Here is a 12571-nt window from a genome sequence, read left to right as displayed (position 1 = left end):
TCGCCGGTGCGGTACATGCGTTGGCCGGGTGGGCCGTAGGGGTTGGCGACGAACCGTTCGGCGGTCAGTGCGGGCCGGTTGTGGTATCCGCGGGCGAGCTGGATTCCGGCGAGGTGCAGTTCTGCGGTCACGCCGGTGGGGACGGGGCGGAGTCGGTCGTCGAGGACGTAGGCGTGGGTGCCGCGGATCGGGCCGCCGATGGTGATCGGGCCGCCGGGTGGCAGTGGTCCGCTGCAGTTGCTCATCACGGTTGTTTCGGTGGGGCCGTAGCCGTTGAAGAAGCGGCGGGGTGTGTGGGTGGGGGAGGTGTCGGTGGGTGTGGCCCAGCGGGTGGGCAGGTCGGGGGTGCAGGCCTCGCCGGCGGAGAGGACGGTGTGCAGGGTGTGGAGGTGGGTGGGGTCGATGGTGGCCAGTGCGGCCGGTGTGATCACGGCGTGGGTGACGTGGGTGGTGTGGAGGAGGTGGGTGAGTTCGTCGCCGCCGAAGACGGTGGGTGGGGCGATGACCATGGTGGCGCCGGTTCCGGTGGCGAGGAGTAGTTCGAAGACCGAGGCGTCGAAGCTCGGGGATGCCACGGCCAGGGTGCGGGAGTCGGGGGTGATGGTGAATCGTTCGCGTTGTTCGGCGGCGAGGTTGGCCAGCCCTTGGTGGGTGACGACGACGCCTTTGGGGGTGCCGGTGGAGCCGGAGGTGTAGAGCAGGTAGGCGGTGTTGGTGGTGTGTAGGGGTCGGAGTCGGTCGGTGTCGGTGATTGGATCTGAATCCATGGTGTTGCAGCGGGTTTCGAGGTCGGGGGTGTCGATGAGGAGCCAGGGCAGTGGTTTGGGCAGGGTGGTGGCGTGCTCGGTGGTGGTTACTCCGAGTGCGGCTCGGGAGTCCGAGAGCATGTGGGTGATGCGGTCTTTCGGGTAGTTCGGGTCGATGGGGAGGAACGCGGCGCCGGTTTTGGTGGTCGCCCAGATTGCCAGGATCGCTTCGAGGGAGCGGGGGAGTGCGATGGCGACGGTGTCTTCGGTGCCGATGCCTTCGGCGATCAGGATCCGTGCCAGTTGGGAGGATGCGGTGTCGAGTTGTTCGTAGGACAGGTGGTGGTCTTCGTATGTCACCGCTGGTGCGGTGCGGTTGTGTGCTGCGGCGGTGGTGAGCAGTTGGGGCAGTGTCGTTGCGGGGTGTTCGGGGCCGCCGGTGCGGTCGAGCAGGTTCCGTTTTTCGTCGGCGTCGAGGATGTCGAGGTCACCGACCCGGCTCCCCGCATCGGCAGAAAGGAAGCGGTCGAGAAAGGACAACAAGCGGTCGTGATGACATTTGAGAATGTCGTCGTCGTACAGGCTCGGGTTGGCTTGGAAGTCGATGTGCGTCGTGGTGCCGCCCACGCTCGGGTAGATGTTCACGAAAAGATCGTCGACGAGCCCGGAGGTCAACACGTGCAGCCGGCCGAGGTGCGGGCCCAGCCGGATCTCTCGGTCGGCCGGCATGATGTTGAGAGTCGGACCAAACGAGCGATTGCGGCTGATGTCCCTGCCGAGATCACGGCAGATGTCCTCACGGCGGTACCGCTGCCGCCGCAGCGCCCCGGTCAACTCGAGCTGGGCGGAGTGGATCAGCGCCCCGATCGTCACGTCCGCGCCCACCTCGAGTTGCAGCGGCACGACATTGGCCAACATCCCACCTGAGCGTCGCAGCGGTGCGGTCGTTCGGGCCGAAACCGGCAGACTGAGAACGATGTCCGATCTGCCTGTCATCCGGCACAGGAAGCCGGCAAGAGTAGCGACCAAGACCGTTGCCGCACTCGAGTTGTGCTTCGTTGCGACCGAATCGAGCATTGAGGCTACGTCGTGTGACAAGGCCGCGCTGGCCACTCGCGGATGCGCCTCGACGGGCGCCGACCGCCCCGCCAGGCTCGCAGGTTCCGGCAGTCCCGAGGTCCGTTCCGCCCAGTACCGCCGATCCGCCTCGAAGCGATCCGAGTTCCGGTAGGCAGCATCGATTTCAACGATCTGTGCGAGGTCCAGCACGCGGAGCGGCGGGTCCTCGACACCGGCAACTGCGGCCGTATACAACTCGGCAATACGCTGCATCAGCGTCATGGCGCCGTAGCCGTCGAGGGCGATGTGGTGAACGCGTGAGTACCAGTAGTAGTGCCGGTCGCCGACTCGGAGGATCGCCGAGACTGCGAGCGCATCGTGGAGGAGGTCTATCGGGGTGCTGAACTCGCTGCGCATCCACTGCTGCGCGGCGACGCTCGGGTCGTCCTCCGCGCGAAAGTCGATTCGCCGGATTCCGCTGTCGGAAGAATCGTCGACCAGTTGATACAGCTCGCCGTCGTGATCGACCAGGCGTAAGAACCCGGAACCGAACTCCCTGGCCGCCACGCGACTGGTCGCCTCGAGCAAATCGATATCCAACTCGCCGAAGACCTCGACATACTGCGCGATCGTGATCGGGAGCTCGCCGGCCAGTTGCTGGGCGAACCAGATTCCCTTTTGTGCGGCAGATAAACGGCATGCCTCCGACGGAAGGGCTCCCGAGCGCATTTCAATTCCTGGAATCGGTGGCGGGACGGCGTCCACGACTCTTCTCCGATCTGCTCTTCGCACCAGGAGGCGTGCAAGGGTTGGGCTCGGGCCCGACCTCGGCGTGCTGGAGTTGCATGGATGTCCGCGCACACGTGGTGTAAACCGCGTCTCCCGTCTGATCGAAATGTGTTGCCACGTTGGCGAAGAACTTGTTCTCGCCGAGTAGTGCGAGCACTGTCGTGTAGCGGTCGGGACGGTGCTCGACGACGAGGCTGCCGCCCGCGTGCAGGAGCCGTGCCGCCGCAACAATCGTTTGCCGGGCGTGCTTCAGCCCATCTGTGCCGCTGACCAAGGCGCGTCGGCGGTACTCGCCGCACTGTGAGGGAAGGTCTTCGTCGTCGGCAATGCACGGTGGACGGGCGAGGACCAGATCGGCCGTTCCGGCAAGGCCGGACAGTAGATTGGGCGTGCTGACGGCGCTTTCGTGAAGCACGATCGGGCTCTCGCCGAGGCGGATCTGACGTTCGATGTTGCGTCGTGCCACGTTCAGGGCTGTCGGATCCGCATCCACGGCATGTACACCGGCATCGGCTCGGGCATGCGCGATTGCCAGGGCGATTGCTCCCGAACCGGTGCACAGATCCACGACCACTGGAGTCGTGACATGTGAAATATCGGCGAGGGCCTCGGCAAGTACAAGTTCGGTGTTGGCCCTGGGTGCCGGCACACCGGGGCAGACCCACACTTCTACACCGCCCAGTTCGGCCCGCGAGAGTCGTCGCCTGGCTCGATCGATGGCGTCACTCGAGGTCTGCGGACCAACGCTGTGGGCGAGGGCGAGGGATCTGCCGGCGCTGATCGTGAGGGCCCTGCGCATGGCGGCCGCCTTGACCAGGGTCTCGGTGAACTCTTCGTCGGGGTCGGATAATGCGACGATGGCGCCCCCGATCCCGAAGCTCACTGTCCCGTGCCGGGACACCATGGTTCGGATGACGATGCTGAGGTCGGCGGTGCCGTTGATGGACAGCCAGCCGAGGGCGCCCGAGTACACGCCTCGCGGCCCCTCCTCCAGCCGATCGATGATTTCCATGGTGCGAATCTTCGGTGCTCCGGTCATCGAGCCACCCGGGAAGCAGGCGCGCACACACCCGACTGCAGTCGCGTCGCTGCGCAGCATCCCCCGCACCGTCGACACGAGTTGGTGGACCGGTGCGTAGGTTTCGACGTCGAACAATCGCGGTACGTGCACAGAACCGGGAGTGCAGACTCGTGAGAGATCGTTGCGCACGAGGTCGACGATCATGAGGTTCTCGGCCCGGTCCTTCTCGCTCGTCAGCAGGTCCTGGCGGAGCGCGTCGTCCGTCGCAGCGGTTGTTCCCCGCGGCCGGGTGCCCTTGATCGGCTTGGACTCCACTACCCGGTCGGCGTCCACGCGCAGAAACCTCTCGGGGGAGGCGCTGAGTATGTCCGCTGCCTCGAACCTCAGGAGTGCTGCGTAGGGCACTGGAGTGATCGATCGGAGGTAGGCGAAGGTTTCGACGGGGTCTATCTCGACATCGATCTGGGCGTGGTTCGTCAAGCACACTTCGTACGTTTCGCCGACGCGAATGTTCTCCAAACAGGTACGGATCTTGTCGAGGTAGGTTTCACGGTTGTGGCGCAGCGTCATGCGCGGGTCTGCCGCCGACCTGATGAGCGGCCGCGCGGGAAGCGCATCGTCGGTCGTGACGGGCAATCGGTTGATTACCTGGGCCGTACGGCGCATCCAGTCGCGGGTTTCGGGTTCGTGGGCCTGCTCGCTGAGCGCCAGCAGGTAGCAGCTGCCGTCGACGTGGTCGATCACGACTGCGCGGTCGGCGAAGACCAGGGCAGCGTCCGGTGTGTCCGCGGAGTGTTGCGCATTGCCGTCGGCTTCGGCCTTCAACTCGTAGCCCAGGTAGCCCACGTAACCCAGATTGAACGAGAACGGCAGGTCCGGCGATGGCGGCACAGCGCGGGCCCGCAACTGTTCGTCGAGATAGTCGAAGAATCGCACGCGTCGTTTGCCGGCCGGAACACCGGAACGGTGCACCAGGACGGTGCCGTCCGCGACGTCGTACGTGATGTACTCGGCGCGTGGGCCAGAGGCGTCGCCCATGATGGTGAAGCGGGCGTCCGACTCCACTGTGGAGCTGCCGTCGAGCCAAAAACTGTTGGGGCCGTCTGCGAACAGGCGCTCATACACCGTCTGTGGGTCGACTCGCCGATCTATCCGTCGTGTTTCCACCACGTATGGCGACAAGGTCCGCGGCCGACGTCGAGGCTTCGGGGCGGATCCCTTCCGGCGGGTCGGAGTGAGGTCACGGAAGTTGGCGAGGAGTTCATGTCCATGGTCGGTGCAGACCGACTCCGGATGAAATTGCACCCCCCACAGCGGGCGCTGGCGGTGCCTTACCCCCATGAGAATTCCGTCGGATGTCCACGCAGTTGGCTCCAGCTCATCAGGGAGATCGTCGACGGCGAGAGAGTGGTACCGGACGACCGACAGGGGCGAGGGGAGGCCCGCGAACAATTCTCTTCCGTCGTGGAATACCGCTGAGTTGCGACCGTGCCGCGGCTCTGGTGCCAAGACGACATGCGCACCGAACAGTTGGCATAAACCCTGATGGCCGAGGCACACTCCTAGCGTCGGAAGCCCACCCTGCAGAATGGCCCGCGAGCTGATGCCGAAGTCGCGTTCGCGTGCTGGACGACCGGGCCCCGGAGAGATCACGATATTGTCGAACTCGGTCAGTTCGATCGCACGCCAGTCGACGTCGTTGCGCACCACCGTCGGCGGGCACCCGTTGACCTCGCTGAGAAAGCTGTAGAGGTTGTAGGTGAAGGAGTCGTAGTTGTCGATCAACAACGTCTTGGTAAACATCGTTTGCCCGGTTCTCGGCGTGTGAGGGATGCGACACTTCGGTGTCACTCGCCGGTGCATCGACGTGAAGAGGTCCCTCGAACTTATTGCAGGAGCTTTCGTCTGAGCGCGCACCACCCGTGGCGTCCTCCTCCAGCACGGGGAAAGCTGGTGTGGTTCATTGACTGGGGCGGCGAATCGGCCGACGTTGTGGGATGAGGCGCCGAGCCATGAAGTCCGCCCATGCCGGCGATGGTGCGGATGGTTGCCACCAAGACCTCTCGACGTGTCGCCCCCGTTTGGGAGGCTCCGCCGACCTGAGGAAAACTGACCAGCTGCGCCTGAGTGCCGGCGATGCCCGCTCGTGCATTCTTGGTGACGAGCCGGCCGGGGGACAACTGGGTCCTTGTACCGTCGATACGGTGGGCCTGGTGGACATGATCAATCCTTAGGAGGGCTATTTAGCCTGTCTATCAACGCAACCCGCCCAGGCCCCGACACGCCGCGCGATGCGCGCACTCCACCTTAAGTCACGAAAGTCTGTGGATACAAGGGCACCCATCCGGTAGTAATCCACAGAGCAAATGGTCGGTTCTATTCACGGAGTGTGACAGTGTGGCCTAGAGCCTCTAGCCCACGAAAGTGATTGCGTCTCTTGACCTCAGGGTTGATGTGTCGGGTGTAATGATCACGAGGATGGAACGGCCGACCGCGACGATGGCGCGCGCGTTTCCCCGTTTCGCCGGTTGGGGACGGCGCGCCGGGGATTGCATCGGCATGAAGTTTTCTGTACCTCGTGCGCGGTGGTATCGCCTGGCGGCAACTGCCGATCGAGTTCCCTCAGGTCCGGACGGTGTACGCGGTCTTCGCCCGCTCCAGTCGAGCGGCGTGGACCTGGTGGGGGAGTGGGTGAGGAAGCGCCCCTCGAGGGTGACGAGCCTGCAGAGGGCGAACAGGAGTGGGAAGACGCATAGCTACCCGAGGACGAGGGAGGGGAGCAGAACGAGGAGAGAGGCCAGACCCGACGAGAGTGAAGAGGCCGCGCAGCCCGAGCAGGAAGAACCGCCAAGTCGCGGTCCGCGCACCCGCGGACATCGAGCAAGCTTTCCGCGACGCTCACTGATAACCGGGGGGTGTTGCCTGTCCAGGCGTGTGAGACCAGAGCGCGGTCGAGTTGTGGTGCCCGCCCGGTGCAACTCTCGAGACCGTTGAGAGGCGAGATGTAGTATCTCCCATAATTTGCCGATAACGATTGGTACGTCAAACTACCTATCTGAACGTGAACTGTCCCAACAGCTTCCGTTCTCGGCGTTGCGCGAGCGTATCGATAGCGGTCGGCCCATTTCTTGGCTGTTGCCGGTGAGCCCTGGAACCGTTCGGAGGCACGGCGCAGCGGCCGATGTTCGTCGACGACGAGTTGGGCAGGGCGGTGACCACACCGATACCCGAGGCCCTCGCCTACCTGCCACGCCGTTCACAACCTCCCTGGGAACTACATCTAGCGCAGCCGTTCGATCCCGATGAGTGCCATGCAGTCACGCTAGTGGTGCCCACATTCGTCTGCGCACGCAAGAAGCCGCCGGCACCTGACGGTGTCAGCGGCTTCGCTTCCTTCCCAGGCACGCTACGCAATGTAGGTCTGACCAGATCGGGGGGTGACGGTGCCCGCCAGTGCGCCTCTCGGCAAGTGGTCGCTCGAAGCGACAATTTTTCAATGTGACACCCGGGGCATTGGGTCGAACACCGTCGAGTGTGTCAACGGTTCGCGGTGCAGCGGTATTCCCTTCCCTGACGGGCGGCTTCGAGAGGTGCGCTTCGGCCCGTCGGCGCGCAGACTGGAACCAGGAGGTCAGGAGGTTGTCATGCGATTATTGCGGGGCCTGCTCGACGTGGTGCTGGGCATTCTCACGGCTGTGCTCGGCACGGTGCTGGGCATTGTCGCGGCGGTCGTGTGGCTGGTCGGTGGGGTGCTCTGCGTGACGGTCATCCTGCTTCCTCTGGGCTTGCCCGTGGTGAGGCTCGCCCGCCGTCTCTTCACCCTCGCCAGGAAGCTGATGCACTTTCCCTGACGCGCAGCGTAAAGAAGATGAACGGTGCCTCACGGCTGAGCCGATCGAAGTGCTCGGGGGAGCGAGCGCGCACCGCCGCACAGGGTCGTGGCTCCGAAACGCGTTCGACGGTGAATCCTGCTGCGGTGAATGCGTCGAACATGGCGTGCAGCGGCCTGTGCCAGAACTTCAGGTGGAAGGTCTCGCCGGACTTCACCCATTCCTCGGTGAACTCGTACGTTCCGAGATAGTCGCCCTCCCCGGCAAGCCTGAAGTCGACGAACGGGTGATGGGTCGAGATGACGCCGCACCCGCATGGCACGAGTACCCGGCGAAACTCGGTCAACGGTCTCGACCAATCGTGGACGTAGTGCATGACCAACGAGGCGACGACGACATCGAAGGTCGATGACCGGATGGGCAACTGCTGGTTGAGGTCCGCCCGGATCAACGGCACGTCGTGGCCGTGGCGCGTCCGGGCGATCGCGAGCAGACCCGTGCTGAGATCGACGCCGGTGACGGCAGCACCGGCGGCGACGAGTGCGCGTGAGAGCGCACCGCTGCCGCACCCCGCATCCAGTACTTTCCGGCCTGCGACGTCGCCGACCAGCGCCAATGTCGCGGGTCGTTCGTGCAGGGCGTTGTACACGTTGTTCTCGATACCGGCGTCATACGCCGACGCGTACGTGTCGTAGTCGTTGAAGGTTGCCTCGATTTGATCATTGCGGATCGGAGTGGCCGCTGCGCCCCCACCGTCGCGGCAACTCTGGTTCCGCCCGGGCATCTCGCAATTCCAGCGGACTGAGACACTTCGCCAGTCCCATCTCGGCGAACGTGTCCGGACTCGGGCGGGACCTCCCGGAAATCGCTGGAACAGCATTGTATTGAAAACCCGCGCGTTCTAGGGTTGGGGTATGGCGACGGTCGACTACGACTCGGCGGAGCCGGGCGGATCCGGGACCCGCCGTTACCGCTCTCCGCTGCGTCGGATGCAGGCAGCTCAGACGCGGGCGGTCGTACTGCAGGCCGCCACCCGGCTGTTCGCCGAGCACGGCTGGGTCGGCACCGGCATGAGGGATGTCGCGCGGGCCTCGGCGGTCTCCGTCGAAACGGTCTACACGACGTTCGGATCCAAAGCCCACCTGTTGAAGGCGGCGCTCGAGGTCGCCATCGTCGGCGACGACGCACAGGTGCCGTTGGCCGACCGGCCCGTCTACACGGCGATCGGTACGGGGCGCACGACCGGCGACCGCATCGAGATGGGATCGCGCATGATCGCCAGGATCAACGAGCGCATCTACCGCCTGGCCGTGGCGATCCGTCAGGGGGCGACGGCGGATGCCACGCTCGCAGCGGTGGCAGCCGACCTGGAGGGGCAGCGCAGGCGTTCGGTCGCCGACGTCGCACACCTCATCACGGGCCATCACGCCGATGCTGGTCAGGTCGACGAACTGTGGGTCCAGACCGGCGACCAGGTCTACGCCCTGCTCGTGAACGAATGCGGTTGGAGTCGCGACCGTTACGAGTCATGGTTGATCGACCGCATCGAAGAAATCCTCGACCGCCCGGTGTGACACACGGGCGCTTTTGTTTGGAGTAGGTCATGACAACCGACACTCTGCCTCCCGCCGACACTCGTATCATGCGCATCGTTCACAGCGCACTGCGCCGCGATATCGCCCGCGCCTCTCGGGTGCTGCGCACAATACCTCCGCCCGCGCGGACCCAGCGGGTCGCACTCGCCGATCACCTCGTGTGGATGATGCATTTCCTGCACCTGCACCACACCGGCGAGGACCGTGGGCTGTGGCCGCTGGTCCGCGAGTTGAACCCGGCCGCCGGAGCACTGCTCGACGTGATGGACGCCGACCATGCGCGAATCGGCCCCGAGATGGAGCGGGTCACCGCCGCGGCAGCCGACTACCGTGCGCATCCGGCTGCCCGAGAAGACCTTTCGCGTTCCCTCACCGTTCTCGAACAGGTTCTGCTGCCGCATCTGCAGCGCGAAGAGGACGAGATGATGCCGATCGTCGCCCGCACCCTGACCCGTCGTCAGTGGGACGACGTGGAGCAGCAGGTGTTCATCGCCTCGAAGACCAAGCGGGAGCTGGGCATCGAAGCTCACTGGATCGTCGACGGTGTCGACCGGGAAGACTACGACGTGACCGTCCGCAAAGTCGATCCGGCCACCCGGTTCATGCTGATCCATGCGTTCAAACGACCATATCGGCGGGCGTGCGCCGCCCGGTGGGGCGCCGACCTCGACGTGAGCCCCCGGCTCCACCAGCCACCCCGCACCGACGGCTCGGCAGAATTGTGGATCGACGCCCCGGCTCGGCAGCTCTACGACGCGGTCGCCGACGTCACCCGAATCAGCGAACGCAGCCCCGAGTGCCGCAGCTGCGCGTGGCTACCGGGACGGCCGCCGGGGACCGTGGGCGCCCGATTCCGGGGGCACAACCGTGCACATCACATGCGCTGGTCCCGGGTCTGCGAGGTGACCGCCGCCGAGCCGGGCAGGACGTTCGCATTCCGCGCGGTGTCGGATCGGCGCAACCCGCTGTACCACGACTCGACCACCTGGTCATACACCTTCCGAGCGGACGGCGACGGGACCCGGGTGACGCATTCGTATCGGATCGACGTACTGCCGTACCGCCCGCTGCTCTCGCTCTACTCACGCCTGCAGCCACAGCACCGGGACATGCGGCCGCAGATGCGGCAGAATCTGGAGGCGCTGCGGCGGCAGGCGCGCGCCGGTGCGCTTACCGGGTCGTCCCTGCCCCGAACGGCGTGATCTCCTGTCACGTTGGAGTGCTCGCCATTAGAATCAGCGGCGATGTCAGGTGACCGCAGGAAGCGCTGCATTCGTGGGTAGGGCCCGCACACTCGCTCAGGTGTACCGACACTTCGGTGAGGTCGATGCCGCCGAAACGTCACCGCTGTACCGGCGCGTCGCCGTCGCACTGAGTGAGTCCGACGAGGCGCTGCGCGCCATCGAGGCAGCCCCGGCGCGCAAGCGACACCCCACGGTGATTCTCGCCGCGCTGCACGACCTCGCCCTCGCCGGTCGCGCTCCGGGGCTTGCCTCGGCCTATGCCGCTACGGACGGCGACGCTGCTGCCGACGCGGCGGTCGACACCCTGCTGCGGATGACCGACTCGGTCGTGGCTCTCGCCGTGCGCCGGAAGACGCGGCCCGACGAGACCGGACGCTACACCGTGCTGTATCCGGCCATTGCCGAGGCGGCGCGCCGGGTCGGCGCGAATGCGGTGGGGCTGATCGACGTGGGCTGTTCGGCTGGGCTCAACCTCAATGTCGACCGTGTGGGCATCACGTACAGCAACGGACAGTCGTTGGGCGACCCGTCCTCTCCCGTGCAGCTGTCGGCTTCGATCGTGGGAGACCGGCCCGTCCCGGCGCGAGTGATGCCCGAGGTCGTCACCCGGATCGGCGTCGACCTCGATCCCGTCGACGTGACCGACGCGGACGAGGCCCGATGGTTGCGCGCCTGCCTGGGGCCGGATCAGCCCGAGCGGATCGCGAGGCTCGACGCGGAGATGGCGTTGGCGGCGACGGCCCCTCCGCTGCTGCTGCAAGGCGACGCCGTCGAGGTGATGCCCGACGCCGTCGCCCGGGTGCCCGCGGACGCCCTGCCTGTCGTCACCACGACGTGGGCGCTGTCGCGCTTCCGGGGCGAGAGTCGCCTGCGCTTCCTGGACCGCCTCGACGAAGCGGCAGGCGGCCGGCCGGTGGCGTGGGTGTCAGTGGAGGGAGTCGGAGTCGCACCGACGATACCCACGCTCGGCGATCGCCACGCCTCTGGGCACAGCCTCATCGGCCTGGCCGTGTTCGACCGGTCGGCTCGGCCCGCCGAGGCTATCGGCCGCTGCTGGTCGCGGGGCCGCGTGCTGGCGTGGCTGGCAGACTCCTGACGAACCGGACATCCCTTGAAACTGAATGATGTTGCCGCTGTGCGGACTGTCGGGTGTGGGTCCTTTCTCCCGAGGCCGGCGAATTCACTCGCTGTGATCTGCAGGTGGGGCGTCAGTTGCGTCAGTGTTGCGGTGAGTCAGGCTGTGGTCGGCCAGGGTCGGGCGGGTGTCGGAGGATGCGGATTTTGTGGTTTCGCCGCTGTCGCAGCTGCGCGCTTCGCCGGAGACTTGTTGCTCCCAGTACGCATCCGATCGTGCCCGTGATGCCCACGGAACTCCCATGCGGTGTCCTCTCTGTGCGGGTGGCTGGAGGAGATCGCTCTTCCTGCCACGTAGATCACGCGGATGGCGGCTTGTCTCACCATCGCCGAGCCTCACGGGTGTATTTCCTTTGTACGCCTCGGCAGTGAGGTCTGTCGTACCCGGCGGACCGGGTCGGTGACCTGTGCAGCTCGGGTATCGGGCGAGTGGGAAGCATCAGCCGGCGCGCCCTGGCCCACGTTCGTTGCCTTATCCGGACATGCGGGGTAGACCTGAGGTACGGAGCCACGGCAGACCAAGGTCGGACCGGAAGAGAAGATTCCACCTCTCGGTCGTGGCGCCCAGCACGAGTTGTAGGCACCCACGCACAAGCACAGCCCACTATCTGGGCTCAGCGCGGTGGGCTTGCGTCAGGCGGGGGGATGTCTGACGCCGAGGCCACATTTCACCCCGCGCAACCATGCAGCTTGGTAACCAGACGTTCGTGCTCGCGGGCGGCGCCCCCTGATCAGGGACGCCGCCCGACGTGTGTTTGTGGTACCACCTGTTCGGGCGGGCGATCGGGGTGCAGCGGAAGCCTGGACGAGGTGATTCGATGATGGTCGTCTATTCCCGGAGAAGGAGAGCACATGCTGGTGGCATTCAGCGTCAGCCCGATGGGCGGGGACTCCGACAGCGTCGGTGCCGCGGTCGCCGCGGCCGTGCGGGTGGTCCGCGAATCCGGACTGTCCAACGAGACCACGTCGATGTTCACCACCGTCGAGGGTGAGTGGGACGAGGTGATGGCCGTCGTGAAGCGTGCAACGGACGTTCTGCTGGAACAGTTTCCGCGGGTCAGTCTGGTTCTCAAAGCGGATATCCGGCCGGGTCGAAGCGATCAGCTGCGAGCGAAGGTCGAGACGGTGGAGCGCTACCTGACCGACTGAGGCT

The 12571-nt window shown here is 65.6% G+C and carries 8 protein-coding genes and 1 pseudogene; 5 read left to right on the top strand and 4 right to left on the bottom strand.

Annotated elements, in window-relative coordinates; translation table 11 throughout:
* The 3 genes and pseudogenes from ACNJ7E_RS25465 to ACNJ7E_RS25455 all read right to left on the bottom strand — a co-directional run.
* Positions 1-2534, bottom strand: a 2534-nt coding sequence (locus tag ACNJ7E_RS25465) for an amino acid adenylation domain-containing protein (protein WP_418341236.1), incomplete at its 3' end; no start/stop codon positions are given.
* 1 nt (position 2535) lies between these two features.
* Positions 2536-5418 (bottom strand): aminodeoxychorismate synthase component I, encoded by a 2883-nt coding sequence (pabB, locus tag ACNJ7E_RS25460; protein ID WP_418341235.1) that lies wholly within the window; start codon positions 5416-5418, stop codon positions 2536-2538.
* A 1303-nt stretch (positions 5419-6721) separates the two neighbouring features.
* Positions 6722-6826 (bottom strand): annotated as a pseudogene (locus tag ACNJ7E_RS25455) (IS481 family transposase); the annotation flags it as partial.
* Positions 6827-7259: 433 nt separating this feature from the next.
* Between ACNJ7E_RS25455 and ACNJ7E_RS25450 the strand changes: the two are divergent.
* Entirely contained in the window at positions 7260-7466 is a 207-nt protein-coding gene (locus ACNJ7E_RS25450) for a hypothetical protein (RefSeq protein ID WP_105414514.1), read from the top strand.
* On the opposite strand, the gene ACNJ7E_RS25445 is transcribed toward ACNJ7E_RS25450, so the two are convergent.
* Positions 7432-8229, bottom strand: coding sequence for a class I SAM-dependent methyltransferase (locus ACNJ7E_RS25445; protein WP_418341234.1), 798 nt, complete (start codon positions 8227-8229; stop codon positions 7432-7434). The two genes, ACNJ7E_RS25450 and ACNJ7E_RS25445, sit on opposite strands and share 35 nt — an antisense overlap.
* 130 nt (positions 8230-8359) lie before the next feature.
* Between ACNJ7E_RS25445 and ACNJ7E_RS25440 the strand changes: the two genes are divergently transcribed.
* The 4 genes from ACNJ7E_RS25440 (at position 8360) to ACNJ7E_RS25425 (ending at position 12567) form a co-directional block, all read left to right on the top strand.
* Positions 8360-9019, top strand: coding sequence for a TetR/AcrR family transcriptional regulator (locus tag ACNJ7E_RS25440; RefSeq protein ID WP_418341233.1), 660 nt, complete (start codon positions 8360-8362; stop codon positions 9017-9019).
* A gap of 29 nt (positions 9020-9048) precedes the next feature.
* A complete protein-coding gene (locus ACNJ7E_RS25435) occupies positions 9049-10242 on the top strand; it encodes a hemerythrin domain-containing protein (RefSeq protein ID WP_418341232.1) in 1194 nt (397 codons plus the stop codon).
* A 100-nt stretch (positions 10243-10342) separates the two neighbouring features.
* A complete protein-coding gene (locus ACNJ7E_RS25430) occupies positions 10343-11380 on the top strand; it encodes a DUF2332 domain-containing protein (RefSeq protein ID WP_418341231.1) in 1038 nt (345 codons plus the stop codon).
* An 890-nt stretch (positions 11381-12270) separates the two neighbouring features.
* Complete coding sequence (locus ACNJ7E_RS25425; RefSeq protein ID WP_009479982.1) at positions 12271-12567, top strand: MTH1187 family thiamine-binding protein; 297 nt, start codon at positions 12271-12273, stop codon at positions 12565-12567.
* Positions 12568-12571: the final 4 nt, after the last annotated feature.

Source organism: Rhodococcus mengyinensis, from assembly GCF_048381435.1.
Lineage (GTDB): Bacteria > Actinomycetota > Actinomycetes > Mycobacteriales > Mycobacteriaceae > Rhodococcus_F > Rhodococcus_F opacus_D.
This window is presented reverse-complemented; position numbering and strand designations above follow the sequence as displayed.